The sequence below is a fragment of the Cellvibrio fibrivorans genome, assembly GCF_031457055.1.
Lineage (GTDB): Bacteria > Pseudomonadota > Gammaproteobacteria > Pseudomonadales > Cellvibrionaceae > Cellvibrio > Cellvibrio fibrivorans.
This window is the reverse complement of sequence record NZ_JAVDVX010000003.1, coordinates 438,699-463,399: the sequence shown is the minus strand read 5'-3', so window position 1 is coordinate 463,399 and position 24,701 is coordinate 438,699. Positions and strand designations below refer to the sequence as shown.

The window sequence follows — 24,701 nt, the reverse complement described above, 5'->3', positions numbered from 1 at the left end:
TAGGGCAAACATCTGGGGCTGTCGCGTGTTAGTCGGCAACTGGCGAGAAAAGTCGGTGAATAACGTTACTCAGTGTGCTTTACCGGTAATTGTCTATACTCCTAAACATTCCCTAATGAGAGGTAACGCCATGCTGACCAACCGCGCCTATATTTTGGACGATGAAGTCGATTTTCTGCATAACTATTACGAGCGGTTGGTAGTGCAGGAAGTGCACGACCAGAGCGAGCGAGTCCAACAGGGAGACCGGGATTTCCTCGCTGACGTAGCCTGTGTTGCTTTGAACCGCTTGCCGCCGCGCTATATCCGCCACGATGTGGATATGACTTTTTTTATGTCGCCGCAAGATATGGTGGAGATCGAACGCAAAGTCAGCCAAGCGGTGACTGATGCACTGAGTTATGTTGAGAGCAGAGAGCGCGGCGAAAGCCCTAAACTACCGCCTGTTGAAGTCTCGCTTATTTCCACCCGGGGGGATAAACCCGCCAAAGCAGGCAAAGCGGTTACAGCAGAAAAAACTGAAGGATCCAAACCCGGAAAGGCACCAGTCAAAGCAAAAACACCCAAGAAAAAGTAGTCATCGACATTTAGTATCCAAACGAAAAAGGCCAATTAATGGCCTTTTTCGTTATTGGTATATTCCAATTTGGCCGCATTCGGCGGTATCTCTGAAATCACCTGCGAGCCACTGCCGCAGGCAATCACGGTGCGCATCGCCTCCTCCACGCTCACGTGCGGCAATAAATCTACACACTCGGCCGACAAGTGATAGACAAAACCGGAGGTGGGGATGGGTGCAGTTGGTGCGTATACCGTGTAATCACCATTGGCATGTTTCGCCGTGACGATTGCGGTTACCGATACACCCGCCGCGCGGCCCATCAAATAGGCGCGGCACACTTCACCTTTTAACAACGAGGTATTGCCCTCACCACCTAACAATTGCGAAACCACTTCACGGATCGTTTTGTAACCCGGGGCAAGGCGTGTCAGCCATTCATCCAACTGATCATGTACCCACTCGCCCACACTGGTTTTAATAAACAAACCGATCAGAAAAAACGCGCAGAGCAGTAAGAGAACACCCAGCACATCGGCCATGTGATTGGTAAATGCCGTTTGCTCAACCAACCAATGGCTCAGCGGTTGGATAATCGAACGCACCACACCCAACAGCCATTCCACCAACCATAAAAAGATCGCAATCGGCAGGATTACCATAAATCCACCGATCAGGGTGATGCTGACAAACGAACGCAAACGCTTCATGATTGGAGCCTTTTAATAACGATGGATTAACGAGTGAACCAGTTTATCTGCGCACTATTGTGCACCAGCTTATTTTTTATAGCGAACCTGCTGCCGGCAACAGCCTGCGCGGCAACCCCGATTACATTTGAAGTACTCGCCGAGCGCACCCATAAACCCACGTTGTTCACCCAAGGTTTATTAGTCGATGGTGATCACTTTTATGAGAGCAGCGGGCTGTACAATCAATCGCTACTAGTGACCTACCCCATCGCAGAACCAGCCGGTACCTGGGCAAAAATATCGGCACCCTTTACCAAAAAACAAGTAGTCCCCTCGCGCTATTTTGCCGAGGGCCTGGCACTGTTGGGCGACAAACTTTATCTGCTGACATGGCAGGAACAAACCCTGCTGGTCTACGACAAAGCCACGCTCAATTATCAAAAAAGTATCAGCTACCAAGGCGAAGGCTGGGGTTTGACCAGTGATGGCAAACAACTGATCCGGAGCGATGGCAGCGACACACTATATTTTCATAACACAGACACCTTTGCTGTTATAAAAACGCTAAAGGTTTCCAACGATGATCTAGCGGTAAGCAAACTCAACGAACTGGAATTTGCACAAGGCTTTATCTGGGCCAATATCTGGCACGACGACCGCATTGTTAAAATTGATCCGGCCACGGGCGAGGTTGTCGGCGAGTTAAACCTCAGTCAGCTCAAGCATGCATTAGCATTAAAGAACAGCGAACAGGTTTTAAACGGCATTGCCTGGGACGAAAAACGGCAAGCATTCTGGATTACCGGCAAAAACTGGCCAAAAATGTTTTTAGTCCGCATCAACCATTAATCCCGCACTTTAATCTCCACTCCCGCCCAAACCACTAGGCCCGCAACCCGGGCCTGATGGTTTGTTTTACCTGTTTTTTCACCGTCTCCGATTGCAGGCGCATTGCTGCTTGAATTGTTCCGGCTTAACAAAAGCTTGACCTATCGCACATTAGATTTTTTTATCCAGCGATAAAATTGCCATAATTGGTATAAAAAATACCAAATATGGAAATTTAAACCAAAAGGTCATTAACAATGGCCGCTACTGAGAGGTAATAATCATGAACTACAAACTGGTTTCCCCCCTGTTAATCAGCTTGCTACTGGCCGCCTGTGGTGGCGGTGGCGGCAGCGCAAGCACTGACAATACCGGCATCAACAATAGTGTTGCCAATGGCGAGATTGCCCAAGGTATGGTGACGGGTTTCGGCAGCGTGATAGTAAATGGCGTACATTACGATGTGAAAGACGCCGAGATAGTGGTCGATGGAGAAACATTGGTTGAATCTGATCTGGAAGTTGGCCAGATAGTGCGGATCACCGGCAAGGTAGGCAGCGATGGCATCCACGGCACAGCAACAAAATTGGAAGGCGAGGCGCAATTGGTCGGCCCTATTACCAGTATCGACCTGGTTGCAGGCAGCCTGGTTGCCCTTGACCAAACCATACTGGTCACAGCCGATACGTTCTTTGATGACGATCTGAGCCTCGAGCTATTGGCTGTTGGCAAGGTGATCAAAGTCAGTGGCCAACTCAATACGGATGGCGTTTTGGTGGCAACACGTATCGATGTAAAAAATGGGCTCGCCAACAACAAATTCCAACTCTCCGGGGAAATTGCAAACCTGGACACCGCAGCCATGACATTTACCCTTAACGGAACATTGGTGGATTACAGCAAAGCAACACTCTCCCCCCTGCCCGATAAAACCCTGGTAAATGGGTTAAAAGTACGTGTCATCGGCAGTTTTAGCGGCGATGTATTTGTAGCAGTCGGAAATGTTCACCCTAGCTGCCTGGGCTTTAAACACCATGATGATTTTAAAAATCACACGGGCATTACCCTCAGTGGATTGGTGTCAGAACTGGTTACCGGTACCAGCTTCACGCTCGACGATACCAAGGTGCTCATCACTGCCGACACCCGATTTGATGGCGGCAGCGCGAGCGATTTAATCGATGGCATTCAGGTAAAAGTTTATGGAGCACTGGATGCAGAACAAAACCTGGTCGCTAAAAAAATAAAACTCAATTACAAGGCAAAAATTAGCCACAAAGGTTTGGTTGAGGCTATTGATCTGACCGCCCAAACGTTCACTGTCAACGGCATTCTTTTTGAAGTGACTAGCGATACCAGCTTCAACGACCGCAGCCGCAACAAAGTGCGCTTCTTTGATCTGGAAGATTTGGCAACTGGCGATACCCTGCACATCCGCGGCTACAAAGTCCCTGCGACAGCAACTGCCCCTGAGCGCAATATCGCCACCCGTGTTGAACGTCACAACCCCCACGCCTTTGGTGACAATGATTGGAAACTGGAAGTGGAAGGAATTGTTGAGGCCGTAGGGGATGGCAGCATTACCGTTGCTGGCCAAATAATTCAAGTGAACACTCTGACGCACCTTGAAGGCTTCGCTAATCTTGAGGATTTTTTCTCCAACGCCTTGGGCGCCACAATTGAAGTGAAAGCACTAACGATGAACGGTGTAGCCACTGCATTGAAAATTGAGCTTGAAGATTAAGGTCTAAGCATTCCCTGTGTGTTCTGCTATTGGGACACACGGGGCTTTTTCGCGAGAAAGATATATTTCTGTTAAATTTCGCAACTGAACAATTAACAACTCTGTGGAAACACTGAAATGCGATTTTTTCGGAAGCCTGTATGACAACCACCAAAGACACCGTACTCTCCGCTTGTCGGCAACTTATGCAACCGATTATCGGAATTCTACTGCGCAACGGTGTCACTCACAAAGAACTCGCGTCAATTTGCAAACAACTCTACGTTCAGGTCGCCTCAGAAGAATTCGGTATTCGCGGCCGCCACACCAATCTCTCACGTGTTGCCATGCTCACTGGAATCGACCGCAAAGAAGTTGCGCGCATTAAAGAAGCCTGGCAAAACAATGAACAAAGTGAACAAAACCAGCAGCACCAGGACCGCCTGACGCGCCTGCTTTCTGCATGGCATCAAGACCCGGACTTTAGCACTGCAGATCATCATCCACTGGCATTGACGATTGACGGAGACCGGCACAGTTTTGCGGCCCTCGCCCGCCGTTACGGTGGCGACCTGCCTGCAAGCGCACTATTAAAAGAATTAAAGCGCGTGGGTGTAGTTGCAGATGTTGATGGCAATCTAGATACCAGTGAACACAAAGTTATCGCCACCAAACGCTATTTTGTACCAGCGCAATCTGACCCGGGCGCACTCTTGCGCGCCGGTAGTGTGCTCCATGATATGGGTGCAACCTTGCATCACAACCTTTACAAAGCCAACCAGCAGAAACAGCAGCCACTGCGTTTTGAACGACGCGCAAGCAATGCGCAGATGCCCGTGGAAACAGCTGCCGCATTTCGCGAATTTGTGGAGCAAGAGGGCCAGGCATTTTTAGAAAAAATTGACGCTTGGCTCAGCGCACACGAACACAGCAATCCAGACAAAATTACCCCGCACCTGCGTTTAGGTGTGGGTACTTATTTATTCAGCAATCCCATTGAGCCTGAAGCCAATGAGGATGCCAGCAATGAGGAAGACAAATAATGTTGCGCGCAACTTATCTGATAGGATTTATTATCAGCCTGACACTCTCGCTATCAGGCTGCGGCAATTCCAGCGGCAGCCAGACTGCCGGTATTGATGGTAGTGGTGAACCCGTTGCCACCACCACTAACGGCACTATCGATGGTTTTGGCAGTGTGATTGTGAATGGCCTGCGCTACAACTCCGACAAAGCGCACATACTGGTCAATGGCGAAACCGCAATGGAAGATAACCTGCGCGTAGGTTATCAAGTGCGAATTATCGGCAGCATCGCCGCCGATGGCTTGGCTACGGCTGACAAAATTGAATTTACTCCGACACTGGTTGGCACCATCGAACAAATTGACCTTGCCAGCAATAATCTGGTGCTACTCGGGCAACAGGTGCACATCACCAACAACACTATTTTTGATGCAACCATTAGCCCTAACAACATCACAGGTTTAGCGATAGGAAATAAAATTCTTGTGAGTGGTTCGCAGGCTATTGATGGCAGCATCAGCGCCACCCGCATTGATGCAATTAGCGCAAACCAAATCCAGCTACTGGGCTTTGTGCGCGAACTGGATGAAAACAACAACACATTTAAACTCAACCAACAACAGGTCAGTTTTGCTGCAGCACAATTAACCAATGTTGATAACAACCGCCTGCAAAACGGGATGTTGGTAACCGCTATGGGGATGCTGGACACAGGTAAAAGATTACAAGCCACACGCATTACCAAACTCAACACCCAGTTTTCCAATTCAATAAAAAATGCAGATGTTGAAGGTTTTGTGACCCGTTTTGTTTCTATGACCGATTTTGATGTGGCAGGCACACGCATTACCACCAACGCCCAAACCCGCTATGAAAATGGCAGTGCAACCAGCCTGATGATCGGCGCTAAAATAGAAGCCAAAGGTAAACTCGATAGCACCGGAAAATTAGTTGCGGAAAAAATTGAATTTGAACCGCGCAGCAACAACAAACTCAGCGGTACGGTTACCAGCCTGCAAATTACCAATAACATTGGCATAGTCACCGGCCAATTGGAGCTGGATGGCACGCGCATCCAAACCACAATTAACACGCGCTATGAGGATAAAGGCCGCAGCAATGTGAAACGCTTTAACCTCGGCGCAATCCAAGTGGGCGATTATCTGGAGATTACCGGTTATTCAACCGACACCGGATTTATCGCCACCAAAATTGAACGTGAAGAAACAGATGAAGCAATGTTTGAACGCGAATTTGAGGGGCTGGTAATCAGTATTGGGGTTAATACTTTTACGCTTTTTGGGCGCACTATTACCACTGATGAGAACACCGAATTCCGCGATGCAAGCCGCACCAGAATCAGCGCCAATACTTTTTTTGCACAGGCAGTTGGAAAACGCGTGGAAGTGAATGTAGCCCAATCCAATGGGATATTTTTAGCTACCCGGGTTGAATTGGAAGACGATGACATATTGGACTTTTAAATCCCTAACAACACCATTAATAAATTCACTAACAAATTTATTAACACAACAAAGGATTTTTTTGAAAAAAGCCCCGCTGCTCGCGGGGCTTTTTTAATTTATAGACAAGGGCTACCGCGCACTACAGGAACCTGAGCCGCGCTAGCAGGCTTGGTTCCCTGGAAACCAAACTCTACCGTCTGACCAGGCTGAATAATGGCATTCCAATCCAAATTACCCGCTGCATAACTACCGGGAATTCCGCTATCCCACAGCTGGGCATTCCATAAATTAGTCACCTTGGAACCATCGGTGTATTGCCAATTGATCGACCAACGATTAATCGCGCGTGCACCGGTGTTTTTAATGCGAATCGCCGCCGTAAACCCGTTCTGCCATTGGCTATTCACAACGTAACTGCAAATAGCAGTAGGCGCCAGAGAGCTTGAGGAGCTGCGCGAAGAACTGGAGAGGCTGGAAGGTCTAATTGAACTCGACGATACGCTCGATGGTACAGACGAGCTGGATGGCTTAATAGAAGAACTTGATGACCTAATTATCGACGAACTTGAACTTGAGCTGATGCAATTATCCGAGTATGAATGCGACAGTGTTTTAGTTGCAGTACTTACTCCACCTTTACCATCACGCACGGTCACAGTGAAACGATAATTCGTGACAGGACGCATTCCATAAGTCAGCGTTGGGCCAGAAAAATAACTATTAGTAGCTGAATAGGGATTATAAACCTCCCATTCATAAGTTAACGTATCTCCATCAGGATCAGACGAGTTGGCTGCAGACAATTCTGCATTAACATAACCGCAACGTACCTGCTGAACACCACCCTCAAGTACTGCAAGAGGATTTTGATTAGCGATTGAGCTGCTACTGGACGACGAACTACTGGAATTAACAAAAATCGATGCAGGTTTAGCCGTTGATTTAATACCGTTGGCACCGTTAAAAAGTAAATTTCCCCAAACCGTTAAATTATTTACATCCCAATTATTGGCAAGATCTAAAGCCGGGTTCTGGTTACCACTCCAACTCCAACCAAAATAACCCGCACCATATTGTTCGGCATAATGCATCACAGCATCTTCCGGCAGATCATAAACGACAGCAGGACGAGGAGATGTGTTATTTGGATGATAATAAGAGGTGGGAGCGAAACCACCAACAACCAGGGGCGCACCAATTTGTGCAAAATTGGCAATATAATCCTGCACAGCCTCAGGGGTTGTGTAAGCGTCAAACATTTCTACCGAATAAAGAATTTTAGGCCCATAGATACCGTTGTTTGTATATTGTTTCGCAAATTCCAACATCCCCTTATTCTGATCCTGCCCCCAACCACTACCGTCAATCATTATCACAAAACTACGCAAAGACCCTTGGCCAAAATCACTGAGATAAGACTGCATGCGTGCAATATATTCAGACGAACTCATAGGGGATAGATACTGATTACCAAAGCCAAGAATGATGTAACTTTGTTGGCCAAGTATTGCCTCACGAATACCTGGCCAAGCCCAAAAGCTTGTCGCCGTAGAGGGGATGCCTGCATTAGCAAAATCCGGATAACCAGCGACATCATTTGGCTCTAAAACACAAATTACTTTGTTAGCTTTACATGCCTGGATAATTTCGCTCAATTGATTTCCCGTAATCAATGTCGCTTGATTATAGAGATTCGCATTAATTTCCACTTGCACGGCATTAGCACCTAATGCGGCAACATCTTTAATTGCTTGCACTGTCTTTTCAGGAGCCAATGCGTGCTCAATAGTAACGCCACGAAAAATAAATGGCTTACCATTAGGGTCTAGTAATTTTCCACCCTGAATACTCCACGGGTTAACAGCAGGAGACAACGCGAAGGCAGCAGAGGAAAGCATAGCGACAGCGGCGGCTAAGGATTTTATTATCAGTGAACGCTTTTTCGGGGAACAGTTTTTCATAGCATTTCCTTTTGAAATATAGCGGATAAATAATTGGATTTATGATTATTAAAAAGTTACTTACTCCACGGCAGATGTTATCTGCAAAAAGCCAACAACGCAGTGCCATGATGGTTGAGACCAGACTCTCTCATCGTTGAATAAAAAACTATTGATGAATGAAAAAACGCCTGATAATTATTAGGATAAAAACAGCAACCAATTGGTCTCTGTAGCTTTATTGTTGGCGAGGCACAGATTGCATTGATAAGGAGAAAGACGCAATCGATTTGAAATTTATTCAACCAGCAAAATTGCGACTTGATCTACAATTTTTGCTGGTTCTCACTAAAACTTTTGCCTATGAAAAGCAGCTTATAAAGCTGCGTTTATTTTGGCGTGGCTTTTAACATCTCCGCCAACCCGGCCCCCACCAATGCCGCCCCACCCTGCGCCCATCCACCATCAACCGGAATGACAGCGCCGGTGATATAGCTGGCAAAATCCGATGCTAAAAATAAACAGGCATTGGCAATATCATCAGTTGAACCCATACGTTGTAAAGGCACGGATTTGGTGACTGCTGCGCGTATTTTTTCATTCGGCGCCAAACGTTTCATACCTTCAGTGTTATCAATCGGGCCGGGAATAACCGAATTGATACGAATGCCTTCAGCGCCCCATTCCAAACATAAAGTACGCGTAATCATATCCACGCCCGCTTTAGCGGCACACACATGGCTCTGCCCCGCCATGGGAATTTCTGCTTGCGGCGCCGATATATTGATAATCGATGCCCCCGGTTTTTGCAGATGCGGATACACCGCTTGCATTACATGAAAGGTACCGAGCAAATCAATTTCGATAACCGAGCGAAAACCGTTGGGCGACATGCCCATCGCCAGCGCCGGAAAATTCCCTGCTGCACCAGATACCACCACATCCAATTTTCCCCAAGCGGCTGCGATTTCGGCAACGCCATTTTTTATCGCATCGGCTTCACGCACATCTGCTGCAAATCCGCGTGCATCTGCAGTGCCACAGGCTTTTAGCGATTGAATAGTATCGTCAACTTTTTCCTGTGCGCGGCTCACCACTGCAACCCGCGCACCGGCTTTGGCAAAAGTTTCCGCAATACCGCGATTAATACCGCTCGTACCACCAACAACAAGGACATTTTTATTTTTAAAATCAAAGGGCGTGCTCATAATATTTTTCCCAGCTGTTTTACCAAGATTAAAAACGTGAAAAATCCGGTGCGCGTTTTTCAAAAAATGCGGTGACAGATTCTTTGCATTCGTCGGATGCCAAACCTGCAGCAAACCCGGCATATTCAGTACTTAAGGATGCATCCACCGCAACATTGGTTGCCGCGCGCAGCAGGGCTTTAGTGCGCCGCACAGCGCCAGGCGGTTGCAGTGCGAGGCGCGCAATTTTCGCACGCGAATACTCCGTCAATTCATCCCAGGGAACGGCTTTGGTCACTAATCCTAATGCAGCTGCATCGGCACCAGAGAAGGGTTCGCCCAGTAAAAATAATTCCGCTGCTTTTTGTTGTCCCACCAACCGCGGCACCAAATAGCTACTCGCGTATTCCGGGCACAATCCCAAATTCACAAAAGGCAACTGCATACGCGCATCATCAGCGGCGTAAACCAGATCGCAATGCAAGAGCATGGTGGTACCAATGCCCACGGCATGGCCGCGCACCACGGCAACTACCGGTTTACCACAGTGGCGCAAGGCCTCCATAAAACGCACAACCGGATGGTTATCATGAATTTCAGGCTCATTCATAAAATCCATCAGGTCGTTGCCGCTGGTAAAAAATTCGTCGGTGCCGGTCAATACTAAAACGCGCACCTCGTTATCCGCATCAGCCGCTTTAATCAAATCGGCTAGCGCGCCATACATGGCGAGCGTCAGGGCATTTTTGCGCTCGGGGCGATTAAAACTCAGTGTCAAGACACGGCTATCGAGCTGGGTAAGAATCTGGGGAATCGGGCTAGTTATCATTATCGGATCCTTCTTGGGCAGAAGTGGAAAGTACAGATACAGGGTTGGATTCAAGAGTCGTATGAGTATAGACAAACTCATCCAGCCTGCGCTGGTGAACAGTCACAAGCCTATAAAAGATGGCATCACCCACCCTCGGCGGGTACAATTCGCCACCTTCCGTATTTAGCTACAGCGACCGAATTTACCCTATGAATATCCGCGAATTACTGAACCAAAAAGTCCTCCACGCCATGAAAGTTGTGGGAGTACCCTCTGAACTGCCCGCCCTGATTGCCCCCGGTAAAAAGGCCGGTTTTGGTGATTACCAAGCTAACTGCGCTATGGGCGCGGCCAAAGCCATGGGCACGAACCCGCGGGATTTGGCTGCTAAAATTGTTCAAGCAATGAAAGCAACGGCCGTACTTGAAAAGGATGAAACAATTGAGGAGCTGGAAATCGCCGGCCCCGGTTTTATCAATATCGACCTCAACCCTGAATGGCTGGGTGCTCAGATCGCCAAAGCGCAAAGCGATGCGCGGCTGCAGGTTGAGCAGGTCGCTGCCCCGCAAAATGTGGTGATCGATTATTCCGGCCCCAACCTCGCCAAAGAAATGCATGTGGGCCACTTGCGCTCCACCATTATTGGCGACTCCCTCGCTCGCCTGCTGGAATTCCAAGGGCACAATGTTATTCGCCAAAACCACGTAGGCGATTGGGGTACACAATTCGGTATGTTAATCGCCGAATTGGAAGAACAATTGGGAGCCAAAGGCGATGAAGCCATGGCACTCAAAGATTTGGAAGTGTTTTACCAGCAAGCCAAAAAACATTTTGATGACGACGAAGCCTTTGCCAATAAAGCGCGCGAATATGTTGTGCGCTTGCAATCCGGCGATGCGCAAATGTTAAAACTCTGGGAACAATTTAAAACCATTTCCCTGCACCACAGCACCGAGATTTACCAACAGCTCAACGTCACACTGAAAGACACTGATGTTCGCGGAGAAAGTTTTTACAACAATGACCTCGCGCCTGTTGTAAAAGAATTACAAGACCAAGGCCTCGCCGTAGAAAGTGACGGCGCCCAAGTCGTATTCCTGCAAGAACTCGCCGACAAAGAAGGCAATCCATCGCCAATGATTATCCAAAAACAAGGCGGTGGATTTTTGTATGCCACTACCGACTTGGCTGCACTGCGCTATCGCGTAAATACGTTAAAAGCCAATCGCATTATGTATTTTATTGATGCGCGCCAATCGCTGCATATGCAACAAGTATTTACGCTTTCACGCAAAGCAAAATTTGTGGATGAATCCGTAAGCCTTGAGCATTTGGCATTCGGCACCATGATGGGCAGCGATGGCAAACCCTTCAAAACCCGCACCGGCGGCACCGTTAAACTCGCCGAGTTATTAACCGAAGCCGTTGAACGCGCAGGCGCATTGGTAAGCGAAAAGAATCCCGATTTGTCTGCCGATGAAATCGCGGAAATCTCACGCAAGGTGGGCATCGGCTCAGTGAAATACGCCGACCTATGTAAAACCCGCACCAATGATTACATATTTAGCTGGGAATCCATGCTCAGCTTTGAGGGTAACACCGCACCTTATCTACAATACGCATTCACTCGTGTACAAAGTATTTTCCGCAAAGCCGGTGTTACTCCGGAGTCACTGACCAATGCGATTATCATTGGCACAGAGCAGGAAAAAACCCTGGCAATTAAATTACTGCAATTCAGTGAAGTTTTGGATCAAGTTGCACGCGAAGCCATGCCACACTTGCTCTGCACTTATTTGTATGAAATCGCCAGCCTCTACATGACCTTCTACGAAGCCTGCCCGATTTTGAAAGACGGTATAGCACCGGACGTGCGCGATAGCCGTTTGCGTTTGTGTCATTTGGTTGCGAAGACTATTGAGCAAGGGTTGGAATTGTTGGGGATTGAGGTGATGGAAAAGATGTAAATATTGCAATACAAAAGTGTTGCCAAAGCCCGGCATAACCGCCGGGCTTTTTTATGCATGCCAGAATGAAGGCAAGCCACTGAAGCGCAAAACCAATCTAATAACCAGCCGGATTTTTAATAAATTCCCATAATATTTTACATGCAATGCTCCAGCTCTTTGCCCTACTCTCAACCGTATCTGATATTTCGTCGAGCTTGTTACGATCATATAGATTCCCATTAAATATGACCGCCTCAATACTCTGCGTATTGCGAATATCTTCGAAAGGATTTTTATTGAGTAGGATCAGGTCTGCATTCATACCTGCGGCAACACTGCCGTATTCTTTTTGTAAACCAAAGTATTCAGCAGGCAAGATAGTCGCTGCTCGCAGCGCATCGACGGGTGAGAGACCAGCCATTACCAGTTGCTCTAATTCATTGTGCACAGTTATTCCAGCAACAATGTAATCTGTGCCTACTAACACTTTTACTTCAGCGCGATGAGCTGCCCCCGTCAACTCAAGTCCTTTGTGGTAAAAATCACGATAGGTTTTTCGCGCTTCCGGTGACGGTTCTTCACTAATAACCTTATTAACATCTTCAAGCCATTGCCATTTCATTAACGGATGCAAATAACGCAGAATGGGGTCTTCCAAAATAAGCGCTTCATCACCGTAAGCATCAACCCTGCGGGTGAGATGTGTAGGCACATACCAGGTACCTGAGTTTTTCATCGCGCTAAAAATAGCTGTAGCCATTTGTGGTTCATGCTCGTCCAACATTCGCCGCCGGTCTTCGCTCCACAATCCTTTGGCAACTGACTCTCGCAATGCTGCGCTGCCCGCAAAAGATTCATGCAAAATAAATCGCGCGTGTTCAATACTTTTTTGATGTTGCGCCGCTTCGATTGCACTTATCGCAAGCGGGCGATGCCCAACTACATCAATGCCCACTTTTTTTGCTTCATCAACCAACGCAAAATACGCTTCACGTGAAATGTAATTATAAACTTTGATCGCATCTACCTTGCCGGAATAATAGCGGACAAATTCCCTTGCCTGTTGCTCATTGGCGGTGCCGAAAAACTCAGGTAAACCTTTAATCTGATCGTGAATACCAGGGCCATTCAAATGCCAGCTTGAAATACCCTGCACACGCGGCCCCACCAACTCATCATTATTCGCTTGATGAGTCCAACGCTTAAAATCTTCAGGGCAGGCAGCAAATGGATCATCAGCTTTTGGGCAACTCGCCATATCCCGCACATTGGTAACGCCATAACCAATGTAAAGAGGCAGATCCAATAAGGGAGTTACCTTGAAAATATGGGTGTGCATATCCCATAGGGAGGGCATCAAAAATTGATTGGCACCATTAATACGAATAGCATTTTCTGGAATAGCGACATTATTTGCAGCACCAACAATTCGGATCTTTTTACGCTCTATTATGACGGTTTGATTAGGCAGGATTACACCGCCAGCAACATCTACGACGGACGTGTTTATTATTGCGATTGGAGCATTAGTTTTAACAGCTTCCACTGTGGCAGGAGGCAAAAGTACACCAATAGCAAACAGTGCAGACAACAGTAAAATAAATACTAACAAATAGAGAGTGGCTTGTTTTAATATCCTGATCATCAATATTTCCATTTATTCATTATGTAAACCCAAGGTAAGTAGGTGTATCTTAACGACTATTGCAGTAAAGGAAATGATCTATCTATTCAAAGTTTCAAAAATACCAGGCATAGCATTCTGACTTAAGTTTTCAATCACAGCCGTGAGGAATCGTGAATACATTCCAAACCTCCTTATTTGCCATCGCCATAGGTTACTGCCTCTTGAGTGCAACGGGGTTACGCAGTTTATTGCCGCAATGGCGGCTGCGGTATTTCTCAGTATTCCTGCTGTTAGAAGCACTCGGGTTTGGCTTTGAATGGTTGATGTTACACCCGAGCACAGGATTCAAATCCTTGTGGCTTGGAGGACTGATGTTGTTGTCGTTGTTGATTGCCCCTTGCCTGTGGTTGTCTACGCTGGAAATTACCCGCCAGCAAACACCAAGCCCCTTTGTTTTGCCTAAATTACACAAATGTTTGTTGGCGATAGCAAGCTTGTGTTTGCTTCCCCTGCTCTTGTCCGCGCACGCTGGTAATGAATTCGGTAATGCGGTTGCACCGGCATCAGCTTATCAGGCGATGTTTATTCATGGTTGTATGTTGGTATGCATCGCTATATTTACCCTACAAGTTCCGATGCTTGTGGTGCGAATTCGATTAATGTTGCAGAAATATGAACAACAGGTTTTTGCGAATGTTTCCAACCCGCATGAATATTCGTTGCAGGCAATAAAATGGCTGCTGTTGATTTTGGTGGTGAAGTGGATGATGGCAATCCTGCGTACATTGCACTGCATGTATATCGGGCCGGTGGGTGGACTGGGAATAAATCTGTTTATGACGATAGAGATTATTTTTACCCTGCGCGCCCTTTTTGGCCTAACGCGACTTAAGCCTTTAGCATTAACCCCTGCATCGTCAGAAGATGTAAATCTGGCACCTTCCGCCAAAAGTAATACAGAGAAATACACCAATTCGCCGTTAGACGAAGGGATAAGACGCCGCATCAAAACCAAATTGTTCGCAGCGATGGAAAACGAAAAGCTTTACACGCAACCAGGTTTCAGCCTGAAACAACTGAGCGAGCAGTTGCGTGAGAGTCCGCATTATTTATCCCAAGTAATTAATCAAGATCTGCAAACCAATTTTTATGAGTGGGTCAACAGTTACAGGATCAATGCCGCCAAACAGGCGTTATTAACTTATCCAGACAAAACTATTCTCACCATTGCTGAAGACGCAGGTTTTAATTCCAAATCCACATTCAATACCGCATTTCGCCAACAGACGCAGATGACACCCAGCGAATACCGCGCCCGCAACTTGAAAATGGCGAGCGAATAGCGTTCGTCCCGATCGGATCAGCCGCTGATCACTGCATTACGGGGTAGCCTCCAGGAAACTATCTGCCACTGGAGGCGCTTATGAACACCGCTACAATATTCTTCTGCCTGTTACTACTGACTATTGGCATGGATGCTGAGGCTACCGATAGCCAAATTACCGACTTCACGATCAAATCGACCGCCCTGGATGGAAATCTTATTGGTATTAAGCGCGAGCGAAATATCAAAGTTTATCTTCCTGCCTCTTATCAACAAGGTAAACACCGCTATCCCGTCATTTACTATTTCCATAGTTTGGGATGGAGCAATACGAAATTTTTTGAGGATGGAAAAGTACAACGTACATTGGATGAGGCCATCCGCACAGGCCGCCTGAAGGACTGCATCCTTGTCGCCGGGGATTTCACAGGCCCTGGCTTGGGAAGTTTTTACAGTAACGCGCCCAGCAGCGGCCGCTGGATGGACCACATTATTCAGGAATTGATACCAGCCATAGACCAGCGCTTCCGCACCAATCCATCTTCAGCTGCACGCGCAGCCGTCGGGGATATGATCGGCGGTTATGCCGCCATTAAGCTGGCAATGGATTACCCCGGCTTATTCGGCAGTGTTTACGCTATGCATCCGTTCGGCACAGCGACAGGGGAAACGCTGATGCAATCCAAGCCTGACTGGCGCCAGATGAATCAGGCTAAGAACTGGAAAGATCTTGAATCCAATATTTATTCGCGGGTATTTATGCTGATGGCACAGGCGTATTTACCTAATCCGGATAAACCGCCCTTCTATGCTGACTTGATGGTGGAATTAAAAGGCGATCAATTAATTACCAACACCACCCATGTCGCCATGCTGCGCGATAATTTTTTATTGGACAGCCGCCTACCTACACGCGCAGAAAATTTGCTCCAGCTACACGGCTTCAAAATGGACTGGGGACGTTATGACGACAACCCAGACCATGTGTATGCCAACCAAAAATTCACACGTATATTGGACGATTTTGGTGTTCAACATCAGGCAGAGGAGTACAGTGGCAATGCGTGGAACCAATACTGGGAGGGAGAGGAAAGGTTTATTAACGATGTCATTCCATTCTTAAACCGTCATTTGGCACCTTAAGCTGGCGGGTTAGAGTTAACCCTCTAAATTGGTATGTGTTCACACTGCGAAATGAGGTGATTTTATTATCACCTCAAAAGCTTGAAGCCATCAGGAAAATGTAATCTAATCCAGCTTCAAAAAAACAGCTATCAACAAGAACGTTAAAACAATAACCAGCTGTGCATACTCCGGCAAGTCCTCGGTCAGATTTACCTCACACCCCACTAAAGAATCCGTATTTACGGAGGTAAAGATGAAACTGGTAAGCATAATACTTGCGACGCTATTTTTATTGGTATCAGTACGATACGGCGTGCTCTATCTGGATCACCAAACCCTGCAGCAGCAGTTAACGCAGCAACAAGTAGACTTTGATGCTCGCTTGCAGGAAGAGCGCGAAACCTATCAGAAAAAAATTGATAGTTTGCAGGAGTTTATTGCCTTTGGGCAAAACACCTTACACTCCACCAAACAAGCTCCCCTGACGGCAAACCCTGTTGTTACGTCTTCCAAGCTGGACGAGTTTGCCAGCATCCAGCAAGAAAACCTCAAGCGCACTCTGGAAAAAAAATATGTGCTGTTGATGTCGCAATTGGGCTTGGCGGGACAAGCGCGCAATGAGCTACAAGAATTATTATTACAGCGAGAACAAATTTTGGGGGCATCCAGTATCGGCTATTATTCATCTCAAGCGGATACCGAAGAAGCAATTCGCAAACAGCAAGAAAGTCTGGCAGAAATAGATCGCCAAATTGCCCAACTGCTCAGCTCACCTGAAGATAGAAAAACCTATGATTTGCTAAAAGATTCTGCTTACGAGCAATATCAGATGAACAACTTTTTTGATCAAGTACAAGCAGGCTCGCCTATCCCCAGTGAAAAACGCGACGCACTCCTACTCAGTAAACTGGAGCAAAAACAAGAGTTTTCCCAATATTTGGAAACAACAGGCCAAACCATTGCAAACGCATCTGCAGCAGAAAAACCTTTTTTAATCGAAAAAGCACATGAAGCGCTGCTCGATTATAAAGACAATTATTTGGCAACGGCGCGTGCAAGCCTGAATGAAGCGCAATACGACGCCCTGCGCGCACACGAACAAAAACATTTTGATGAGATGTGGGAAAGCTTAAAAGCAGGATGGGGAGCACAGTAAAATCACCAACATTAGAGATATGCACCACCCACTATCTTCTCATTACATTGAACGATCCGGATTTGCTATGAATTACTACAAAAAAAAGCTCTTTGCTACTCGCTGTCGCTCCCTCTTGATAGGACTCAGTATTTTATTGACTTGCTGCCAGAGTATTCCCAAATCACCGCACTTAACAGGACTGGTGATTGAGCAAGAACCATTAACTGACGCACAAGTACAATTAATCGATGCAAATGGTAAACAACTACAAACAACTACTGACGCTTCCGGACGTTATGAATTTCCTCTAGCTGGCATTACTGCACCGCTACTGCTTTCTGCTGTTAGCGAAGGCAATGCAGAAGACTGCACCAAAAATTCAATTTTACGCCCCATCTGCATGGCAGCCGTTATTGAAAAAATAAATCCCAATCAGCATCAAATTGGCAACATCAATCCACTGACCGATCGTATCGTCTCAGATCTGGCGGTAGCGCTGGGCTTTATTGGTCCGCAGCAATGGGTAAACAGCAAAAAAATAGGCGCGTTCAACCCCATCCAATTGCATGCAGCACAAAATGAATTGCGCAAAGGTTTTAAACAAGCGCTGCAATTACTAGACGTTAAGAATAGCGGGAGTTTTAATCCTGCAACTTATTCCATTCAGCCAGATGATAAGTTGATTGAATTATTTTCACTGATTCATCACAACCGCAATTACGACAACAATACCGGCGAAACCGGCCATACCACGTTGGCAGATATTAGCTTTCGGCCAATTGTGGGGCTGTTGCCTCAGGGTGCCTATGAGCCTTTTGATTTGCTGCGGGCGCAACAGGAGTTAGTGCAAATTAACAATGCAAATCGCCGTATTTTTATTGTGGGCGATTCAACCTCTGCGGTTTACGAGCAACTACGTTTTCCACGCATGGGATGGGGACAAGCATTTGAAGCTAGGTTCAACCAAGATAGCGGGATAAAAGTGATTACCGGATCACGCGCTGGCCGCAGCTCGCGCGATTTTTTTAATGGCCGCTGGTTTGCACAGATGGAACCGCTGATCCGGGCCGGCGATTATGTCTTTATCAACCATGGCCATAACGACCAGAATTGCGATTCCAGTAAACCAATACGTGGGGCAGCGGACGTAAATAATCTCTGCACCTACCCCAACAACAGCGAAGGACAACCACAATTTCCCAATGAGCAACCCGAACTTTCATTCCAGCACTCACTTGAACGATATATAAAAATTGCACGGGAACGCGGTGCAATACCGGTATTGTTTACCCCCACTACACGCATTAAAAATGCACAGGGGCAGCAAACCACACCCGTGGTACACAGTCACGTTACCAAACAAAATAACAAAAACGGTTATTTGTACACCGGCGACTACACTCAAACTATTAAAGACACTGCCACCGCTAACGCAGTGCCGCTGATTGATCTGGAAGCAGCAAGCATTCAATTTGTGAATGGTTTGGCAGCCAATGAATGGAAACATTATTGGCTGGTTGTTGACCCCGCCACCAATAGTTTTTATGCCAATGGCGCCCCTGGCAGCATTGAGGCACCCGATGGAACCCACTTTCAAAAAAATGGAGCAGAAATAATAGCAACTTTGGTGGCTCAGGAAATAAAACAGAATCGGGAACTAATAGATTTGGGAGGGGGGTTAAAATAAAGCCATGAACACGAAACAATAAAACATGCTAACGCTGATGCAGGATTCATTTTTACTTAACAAAAAAACCTGAGTGATTAGCTCAGGTTTTTCACTCAAAAAATATCACCGAGAAAAATTAAACGCTAAACAAAGCGGCACTATCCAAACCTTGTTTTTCCATGATATCGCGCAAACGCTTTAATGCCTCTACTTGAATTTGGCGAACCCGCTCGCGAGTCAAACCTATTTCAAGACCCACTTCTTCAAGTGTACTGACTTCGTAACCACGCAAGCCAAAACGGCGCGCAAGAACTTCACGTTGCTTTTCGGTTAACTCATCCAACCAATGGTCGAGACTGGTAGTCAAATCCGCATCTTGCAAAAGTGCTGCAGGGTCTGACACATGAGTGTCTGCGATGGTATCCACAATTGCGCGGTCAGATGAATTACCGATAGGTGCATCAATTGAAGTAACGCGCTCATTCAGACTCAACATATGCTCAACATCAGCTACTGGTTTATCGAGCAGATTGGCAATTTCTTCCGGCGTTGGCTCATGATCCAGTTTTTGCGACAGCTCGCGCGCCGCGCGCAGATAAATATTTAATTCTTTAACAACATGAATGGGCAAACGAATTGTGCGAGTCTGATTCATAATCGCACGTTCAATGGTTTGGCGAATCCACCAAGTGGCGTAGGTTGAAAAGCGGAAACCGCGCTCTGGGTCAAATTTTTCAACAGCGCGGATCAACCCGAGATTGCCTTCTTCAATCAAATCAAGAAGCGCCAGACCACGGTTAACATAGCGACGGGAGATTTTTACAACAAGGCGGAGGTTACTTTCAATCATGCGCTTGCGCGCTGCTTCATCACCTTTCAGCGCTTTACGTGCAAAAAATACTTCTTCTTCGGCGCTTAGCAGGGGGGAAAATCCAATTTCGTTAAGATAAATCTGGGTAGCATCAAGTGTCTTGTTGTACTTATCATCGATAATTCGTTCACTTACATTGGCCGATGAAGACTTGGGTAATTCGTCATCTTCTTCAGCCAACATCAACTCTGCTTCATCCAACTCTACATCCGGTGCAATAAATACATCATCGCGATCAAATGTGGTTGTGTCCCTATTTTGTAAAGTCATTTTTTCAGCCCCTTATATCAATTTTTATTTAACCGGCTGGCTTTTTGTAAGTCATCCAGCTCGCTCAAGCTGTACCTCTGCACATAGATGCCATATGTTCTGAGATATTATCCGTAAGTTCCCGTTCTAACTTATGAATGTGACACTTTAGCGTCGTGGCAGAAACTTTAACGGATCTACCGGAGTACCATCACGACGAATTTCAAAGTGAAGCTTTACTCTGTCGGTACCACTCGAACCCATATCGGCAATTCTTTGCCCAGCTTTAACAAAATCACCTTCTTTTACTAACAACCTATCGTTGTGGGCATAGGCGCTGAGGAAAGTTTCATTGTGCTTGACGATAAGTAACTTGCCGTACCCGCGCAGTCCGCTTCCGGAATAAACAACCTGTCCACCAGCAGCTGCAAGCACAGGCTCTCCCAATTTACCGCCAAGATCAATACCCTTATTTAACGCGTTACTGCCCTGAAATGATGAAATTAATGGCCCCTTAACAGGCCAGCGCCATTGTGGTGCGCCCCAGGCCTGTGTTTTGCTGGTGGAATTGGCACTTTTGACTGTTCTATTTTCTTGACGATTATTAGTATTTTTTAGCGTTGAAACAGGTTTTTTAGTTACTGCCGGGCTCACTCTGGCATCACCCTTTCCCGACTGTTGTTTTCCTGCTATCGCTCCCCCTGTTCCAGCAATATCCAACCGGATTACTTGTGAAGGGCGAATGACATAAGGAGGATAAATCCGATTATGCTTAGCGAGGATTTCGTATTTCAAACCGTAACGCCAAGCAATTGAAAACAAGGTATCACCGGGGATAACCACATGTGTTTTAGGTCGAATAACAGAAGATTTGGATCTATCAAATACAGGGGCAGGAGAATGGGAGGCACAGGAAACCAGCAGCAATAGAGCGATCAGTATTACGAACAGTTTTAATGATTTAACCCGGTAATTAGATGACACTTCCGACATGAAATCACTCAAGAACTATGGTTGTTTTTTGATCGCTCTTATACGATTTAGAACTTAATAATCGAAATTTATTTTAAAATTATCTAATATTTTTATAAAAACGTGCACAAAAAGAGGATTTAAACAACTAAAACACTGGGTAGATGAGTAAATTCGCACGTTTCCTATTCATTATTGGTGCATTTCTAAACATGCAACGTATCGTTACTTACAAACTTTAGACTTAAGATTAAGTATTAGCGTGAAGTACCTGAAAGAAAAGGAACAAATTTAACAGGCTCCAATATCTGGGTAATATAGTTCTCTGTCTCGCCATCGCGAAGAATGAGGTGCAGTTGCTGCTCCCTTCCACCAATCGGTATTACGAGTACACCACCGGGTGCCAACTGCTTCAGTAGTTCGTCAGGAACAGCCTGCGGCGCTGCAGTGCTGAGAATAGCATCGTATGGGCCAGCTTCCGGCCAGCCAAAACCACCGTCAGCATGACGCAATTGCACATTACGTAACCCCAACTGACGCAAGCGCTCGCGGGCTTTGTCCTGCAGAGGTTTGATCCTTTCTACACTGTAAACATTTGGCACTAATTGTGCGAGAACGCTTGTCTGGTAACCAGAACCAGTGCCGACTTCCAATACTTTATTGAGCTTGCCACCTGCCGCTCCCAGCAGTATTTCTGTCATGCGCGCCACTATGTAAGGTTGGGATATGGTCTGACCATGGCCGATAGGCAGTGCCGTATCTTCATAGGCGCGATGAGCAAGGGCTTCGTCAAGGAATATATGACGCGGGGTATTAAGCAATACATCTAACACACGCATATTGGTGACGCCCTGATCGCGTAAACGCTGAATAAGACGCTCACGGGTGCGTAGCGAGGTCATGCCTACACCTTGCATCAATAAGTTAGTCATCCCCAGATTCTCTCCTATTTTTATACAGCGGCAACGCAAATAATAAATGCACAATTAACCAGCTGGCGCCGAAACAACCAAAGCAGCAACTATACCATGGGTTGCGACGTTTCCTGCTAGGCGGGATCAGACACTTCCGTCGATTGGTTCTGGAGCTGGGCAAGCTCGTGCAAAATCGCCGTAGCAAACTCACCGGCATCGAGCGAAAAATGCAATACCAGATCATTATCAACCCAAGACCAACTGGCGTTACGGGGGATCAATTGCAGTGAGCGACGCTCTTGCGAGAGACCCGCATGCTCAAGACCATCACACCAGGCAGCCCAATTCGCCAACGCATTTTGCTCTAACTCAAGCAGCGCACCCGATACCAGTGGTCGCCCCCTACCCCAAAGTGGCCCAGAGGGCTGGGGGTTGATATCCCCTTCGATCTGGTTTGCCCAATTATTAGCAAGTACACGCGCGGCGAGTACCTGATTGAATAAATAGGAGCGCGCGGCTGATAACATCAAACCGCGTTTTTGCTTGTCGCGATAACGCTTTCCACCCACAAGGATAGCTTCAGCCTCGCGTAAATTATTTCCACCCAGCCCAAAACGCTGCTCACCAAAATAATTGGGTACACCTTGCGCAAAAACAGCATCAACTTTTTGTTGTAGCAGGTTGCGATCTTCTGTCTGCACATCGCGCAAGCGGATCACAAAATTGTTCTGCTGGTGCTCACCACGGCGCAACTTGGTTTGATGTCTGGATGCAGATAAGAGTTGGATCGACTCCGTATTCAACAATCTCCAATCGGGCTCAGGAGCCTTGGGAAGATAAACACTAAACCATTGGGCTGTCACCGCATGGCGATCTTTGCGCCCACAATAACCGACGTCAGTTACATTGACATTGGCAAGCTCGGCAATTTTTCCAGCGACCCACGCAGTATTTTCGCCACGCTTAACAATGTGCAAAAAAACATGTTCGCCTGCCCCTGAAGGAACATAACCCAACTCTTCATCAACTTGAAAATCTTCAGGTTGTGCACGAAAAATTGCAGCTGCAGTTAACGCCCCATAAGCGCGGGGAAACTCCAATGAAAACTCTGTCAAAACTTTACCTGTATTATGAAAGTGATTTAAAAAAACCTAAAAATCGCGTATCCAACCACCACTCCAGCCGATCACTTAAAAAACCAACATGACCACCGGAGCGCGTAATCTCCAAGGTCAATAACGAATGGCGCTGAGCAAGCGCAAGCGGAATGCAATCCGCATTCAAAAATGGATCATTCAACGCAGCCACCATTAAACAAGGCACAGCAATTTTTTCGAGTGACGGTTTGGCGCTGGCGGCAGCGTGAAGCTCTGCTGCATTTTTATAACCATTTAAAGGGGCTGAAAAAAAATCATCATAATCGCAAAATTTTTTAACTTTCGAATAGTGCGACAAATCCAGTTTCCCCGTAAATTTAAACGCCTTTCGTTTAAGGCGCCATTTCATACTGGTAACAAAATACAAGCGATACATCAGATTGCGCCAGCGATCCAAAGTACTCACACAAGCATGTAAATCTATGGGTACTGATGCAGCGCAGACTGCTTTAATTCCCCTAGCCTGCGCATTTTCGCCTTGATCACCAAGCCATTTGAGCACAATATTTCCGCCAAGCGAGTAAGCCGCGAGATAAATTTCTGTGTAACCATTACCTTCAGCCCAAGCCACTACCGCCTCAAAATCCTGTATCGAGCCAGCAAAATATAATTTTTCAGTTGTATTGTCTGGCTTTCCACATCCACGCAAATTCCAGGCAAGTACATCAACAGCTGCGCCAGCAACACCTGACTCAAGCGCCGCTTCGGCCATACCGAGGATATAATTTTGCGCGTTACTTCCCTCAAGCCCATGCGAAAGGATTAATAATCTTTTTTGTGGCTGCAATCCAGACAAATACATATTGGCGCTGAGATTATCACCATCTAGTGTGGGAATAATCAAAGAAGAAGCATCTAACCTGATATGACGTAATAACACCGGCAACTGGGTTTGCAGGTCGCCATTGAACATCCACCAGGGAGAGCGAAAACCAGATTCTATTAACGGCATGAAAAATCCTTATTCAATAATGTAATTTACGCTTTTTCCAACAAGACCACTGCGTAGCAAGCAATACCTTCTTCGCGCCCAGCAAAACCCAAGCGTTCAGTCGTGGTTGCCTTAACATTGATTTGATTTAATTCGCTCTGCAAATCGGCAGCAATGGTTTCGACCATACGGGGAATATAATTCGCCATACGCGGTGCCTGCGCAACTATCGTCATATCGGCATTAGCAATTTTCCAACCCTGCAGCCCTACTTTTGCATAAACCATACGCAACAGGGAACGACTATCGGCATTACGATATTGCATATCTGTATCTGGAAAATGCTTACCTATATCACCTAATGCCGCAGCACCCAGCAATGCATCGCACAACGCATGCAAGAGCACATCACCGTCCGAGTGGGCAACCAAACCATGATGATGTGGAATAACCACACCACCAATAACAATTTTATCGCCGGGACCAAAAGCATGGACATCGTAACCATGACCAATACGCATAGACATATTAAATTTCCGTAACT

Annotated in this window: 21 protein-coding genes; 10 read left to right on the top strand and 11 right to left on the bottom strand. The window is 46.6% G+C overall.

Features of this window, described 5'->3' with window-relative positions; translation table 11 throughout:
• Nucleotides 1-130 precede the first annotated feature (130 nt).
• Nucleotides 131-577: a late competence development ComFB family protein gene (locus tag J2X05_RS10530; RefSeq protein ID WP_310072203.1), complete on the top strand. Its 447-nt coding sequence runs from the start codon at nt 131-133 to the stop codon at nt 575-577.
• Nucleotides 578-612: 35 nt separating this feature from the next.
• Here J2X05_RS10530 and J2X05_RS10525 read toward each other — a convergent pair whose 3' ends face one another.
• Nucleotides 613-1,269 (bottom strand): DUF502 domain-containing protein, encoded by a 657-nt coding sequence (locus J2X05_RS10525; RefSeq protein WP_310072201.1) that lies wholly within the window; start codon nt 1,267-1,269, stop codon nt 613-615.
• A gap of 33 nt (nt 1,270-1,302) precedes the next feature.
• On the opposite strand from J2X05_RS10525, the gene J2X05_RS10520 reads away from it, so the two are divergent.
• From J2X05_RS10520 to J2X05_RS10505, 4 genes are all read left to right on the top strand, one after another.
• On the top strand, nt 1,303-2,100 hold the full coding sequence (locus tag J2X05_RS10520) for a glutaminyl-peptide cyclotransferase (RefSeq protein ID WP_310072199.1): 798 nt from the start codon (nt 1,303-1,305) through the stop codon (nt 2,098-2,100).
• 262 nt (nt 2,101-2,362) lie between these two features.
• Entirely contained in the window at nt 2,363-3,823 is a 1,461-nt protein-coding gene (locus J2X05_RS10515; RefSeq protein ID WP_310072196.1) for a DUF5666 domain-containing protein, read from the top strand.
• A gap of 140 nt (nt 3,824-3,963) precedes the next feature.
• Complete coding sequence (locus J2X05_RS10510; protein ID WP_310072194.1) at nt 3,964-4,845, top strand: DUF6502 family protein; 882 nt, start codon at nt 3,964-3,966, stop codon at nt 4,843-4,845.
• Complete coding sequence (locus tag J2X05_RS10505) at nt 4,845-6,311, top strand: DUF5666 domain-containing protein (protein ID WP_310072192.1); 1,467 nt, start codon at nt 4,845-4,847, stop codon at nt 6,309-6,311. The genes J2X05_RS10510 and J2X05_RS10505 overlap by 1 nt, the downstream gene beginning before the upstream one ends.
• A gap of 98 nt (nt 6,312-6,409) precedes the next feature.
• On the opposite strand, the gene J2X05_RS10500 is transcribed toward J2X05_RS10505, so the two are convergent.
• From J2X05_RS10500 to J2X05_RS10490, 3 genes are all read right to left on the bottom strand, one after another.
• Nucleotides 6,410-8,254: a cellulose binding domain-containing protein gene (locus tag J2X05_RS10500; protein WP_310072190.1), complete on the bottom strand. Its 1,845-nt coding sequence runs from the start codon at nt 8,252-8,254 to the stop codon at nt 6,410-6,412.
• A gap of 368 nt (nt 8,255-8,622) precedes the next feature.
• Complete coding sequence (locus tag J2X05_RS10495; RefSeq protein WP_310072188.1) at nt 8,623-9,441, bottom strand: SDR family oxidoreductase; 819 nt, start codon at nt 9,439-9,441, stop codon at nt 8,623-8,625.
• 28 nt (nt 9,442-9,469) lie between these two features.
• A complete protein-coding gene (locus tag J2X05_RS10490) occupies nt 9,470-10,249 on the bottom strand; it encodes an enoyl-CoA hydratase (protein ID WP_310072186.1) in 780 nt (259 codons plus the stop codon).
• Nucleotides 10,250-10,440: 191 nt separating this feature from the next.
• Between J2X05_RS10490 and argS the strand changes: the two genes are divergently transcribed.
• On the top strand, nt 10,441-12,198 hold the full coding sequence (argS, locus tag J2X05_RS10485) for an arginine--tRNA ligase (RefSeq protein WP_310072536.1): 1,758 nt from the start codon (nt 10,441-10,443) through the stop codon (nt 12,196-12,198).
• A 97-nt stretch (nt 12,199-12,295) separates the two neighbouring features.
• Here the strand turns inward: argS and J2X05_RS10480 are convergent, their stop codons facing one another.
• On the bottom strand, nt 12,296-13,825 hold the full coding sequence (locus tag J2X05_RS10480) for an amidohydrolase family protein (protein ID WP_310072185.1): 1,530 nt from the start codon (nt 13,823-13,825) through the stop codon (nt 12,296-12,298).
• Between the two features lie 152 nt (nt 13,826-13,977).
• On the opposite strand from J2X05_RS10480, the gene J2X05_RS10475 reads away from it, so the two are divergent.
• From J2X05_RS10475 to J2X05_RS10460, 4 genes are all read left to right on the top strand, one after another.
• Entirely contained in the window at nt 13,978-15,150 is a 1,173-nt protein-coding gene (locus tag J2X05_RS10475) for a helix-turn-helix domain-containing protein (RefSeq protein WP_310072184.1), read from the top strand.
• An 80-nt stretch (nt 15,151-15,230) separates the two neighbouring features.
• Entirely contained in the window at nt 15,231-16,274 is a 1,044-nt protein-coding gene (locus J2X05_RS10470) for an alpha/beta hydrolase (protein WP_310072182.1), read from the top strand.
• Nucleotides 16,275-16,509: 235 nt separating this feature from the next.
• Nucleotides 16,510-17,412 carry a hypothetical protein gene (locus J2X05_RS10465; protein ID WP_310072180.1) on the top strand — a complete coding sequence of 301 codons (903 nt, stop codon included), beginning with the start codon at nt 16,510-16,512 and terminating at the stop codon, nt 17,410-17,412.
• A gap of 67 nt (nt 17,413-17,479) precedes the next feature.
• Nucleotides 17,480-19,081, top strand: coding sequence for an SGNH/GDSL hydrolase family protein (locus J2X05_RS10460; protein ID WP_310072179.1), 1,602 nt, complete (start codon nt 17,480-17,482; stop codon nt 19,079-19,081).
• 118 nt (nt 19,082-19,199) lie between these two features.
• On the opposite strand, the gene rpoS is transcribed toward J2X05_RS10460, so the two are convergent.
• The 6 genes from rpoS to ispF all read right to left on the bottom strand — a co-directional run bounded on the left by rpoS (nt 19,200) and on the right by ispF (nt 24,678).
• Nucleotides 19,200-20,204 carry an RNA polymerase sigma factor RpoS gene (gene rpoS / locus J2X05_RS10455; RefSeq protein WP_310072177.1) on the bottom strand — a complete coding sequence of 335 codons (1,005 nt, stop codon included), beginning with the start codon at nt 20,202-20,204 and terminating at the stop codon, nt 19,200-19,202.
• A 147-nt stretch (nt 20,205-20,351) separates the two neighbouring features.
• A complete protein-coding gene (locus J2X05_RS10450; RefSeq protein ID WP_310072175.1) occupies nt 20,352-21,176 on the bottom strand; it encodes a peptidoglycan DD-metalloendopeptidase family protein in 825 nt (274 codons plus the stop codon).
• Between the two features lie 236 nt (nt 21,177-21,412).
• Nucleotides 21,413-22,087: a protein-L-isoaspartate(D-aspartate) O-methyltransferase gene (locus tag J2X05_RS10445; RefSeq protein WP_310072172.1), complete on the bottom strand. Its 675-nt coding sequence runs from the start codon at nt 22,085-22,087 to the stop codon at nt 21,413-21,415.
• 116 nt (nt 22,088-22,203) lie between these two features.
• Complete coding sequence (truD, locus tag J2X05_RS10440) at nt 22,204-23,184, bottom strand: tRNA pseudouridine(13) synthase TruD (protein WP_310072171.1); 981 nt, start codon at nt 23,182-23,184, stop codon at nt 22,204-22,206.
• A gap of 13 nt (nt 23,185-23,197) precedes the next feature.
• The gene (locus tag J2X05_RS10435) at nt 23,198-24,178 is read right to left on the bottom strand and encodes a YheT family hydrolase (protein ID WP_310072168.1); all 981 of its coding nucleotides are present in this window, start codon (nt 24,176-24,178) and stop codon (nt 23,198-23,200) included.
• A gap of 26 nt (nt 24,179-24,204) precedes the next feature.
• Nucleotides 24,205-24,678 (bottom strand): 2-C-methyl-D-erythritol 2,4-cyclodiphosphate synthase, encoded by a 474-nt coding sequence (ispF, locus tag J2X05_RS10430; protein WP_310072534.1) that lies wholly within the window; start codon nt 24,676-24,678, stop codon nt 24,205-24,207.
• Between the last annotated feature and the right edge of the window lie 23 nt (nt 24,679-24,701).

Excerpts from the sequence above, each read along its gene's own strand:
- J2X05_RS10525 (WP_310072201.1), bottom strand. The coding sequence starts at position 1,269 with ATGAAGCGTTTGCGTTCGTTTGTCAGCATCACCCTGATCGGTGGATTT.
- argS (WP_310072536.1), top strand. The coding sequence starts at position 10,441 with ATGAATATCCGCGAATTACTGAACCAAAAAGTCCTCCACGCCATGAAA.
- J2X05_RS10470 (WP_310072182.1), top strand. The coding sequence starts at position 15,231 with ATGAACACCGCTACAATATTCTTCTGCCTGTTACTACTGACTATTGGC.
- rpoS (WP_310072177.1), bottom strand. The coding sequence starts at position 20,204 with ATGACTTTACAAAATAGGGACACAACCACATTTGATCGCGATGATGTA.
- J2X05_RS10435 (WP_310072168.1), bottom strand. The coding sequence starts at position 24,178 with ATGCCGTTAATAGAATCTGGTTTTCGCTCTCCCTGGTGGATGTTCAAT.
- J2X05_RS10465 (WP_310072180.1), top strand. The coding sequence starts at position 16,510 with ATGAAACTGGTAAGCATAATACTTGCGACGCTATTTTTATTGGTATCA.
- J2X05_RS10450 (WP_310072175.1), bottom strand. The coding sequence starts at position 21,176 with ATGTCGGAAGTGTCATCTAATTACCGGGTTAAATCATTAAAACTGTTC.
- ispF (WP_310072534.1), bottom strand. The coding sequence starts at position 24,678 with ATGCGTATTGGTCATGGTTACGATGTCCATGCTTTTGGTCCCGGCGAT.
- J2X05_RS10445 (WP_310072172.1), bottom strand. The coding sequence starts at position 22,087 with ATGACTAACTTATTGATGCAAGGTGTAGGCATGACCTCGCTACGCACC.
- J2X05_RS10495 (WP_310072188.1), bottom strand. The coding sequence starts at position 9,441 with ATGAGCACGCCCTTTGATTTTAAAAATAAAAATGTCCTTGTTGTTGGT.
- J2X05_RS10460 (WP_310072179.1), top strand. The coding sequence starts at position 17,480 with ATGAATTACTACAAAAAAAAGCTCTTTGCTACTCGCTGTCGCTCCCTC.
- J2X05_RS10515 (WP_310072196.1), top strand. The coding sequence starts at position 2,363 with ATGAACTACAAACTGGTTTCCCCCCTGTTAATCAGCTTGCTACTGGCC.
- J2X05_RS10530 (WP_310072203.1), top strand. The coding sequence starts at position 131 with ATGCTGACCAACCGCGCCTATATTTTGGACGATGAAGTCGATTTTCTG.
- J2X05_RS10480 (WP_310072185.1), bottom strand. The coding sequence starts at position 13,825 with ATGATCAGGATATTAAAACAAGCCACTCTCTATTTGTTAGTATTTATT.
- J2X05_RS10510 (WP_310072194.1), top strand. The coding sequence starts at position 3,964 with ATGACAACCACCAAAGACACCGTACTCTCCGCTTGTCGGCAACTTATG.
- J2X05_RS10500 (WP_310072190.1), bottom strand. The coding sequence starts at position 8,254 with ATGAAAAACTGTTCCCCGAAAAAGCGTTCACTGATAATAAAATCCTTA.
- J2X05_RS10505 (WP_310072192.1), top strand. The coding sequence starts at position 4,845 with ATGTTGCGCGCAACTTATCTGATAGGATTTATTATCAGCCTGACACTC.
- J2X05_RS10490 (WP_310072186.1), bottom strand. The coding sequence starts at position 10,249 with ATGATAACTAGCCCGATTCCCCAGATTCTTACCCAGCTCGATAGCCGT.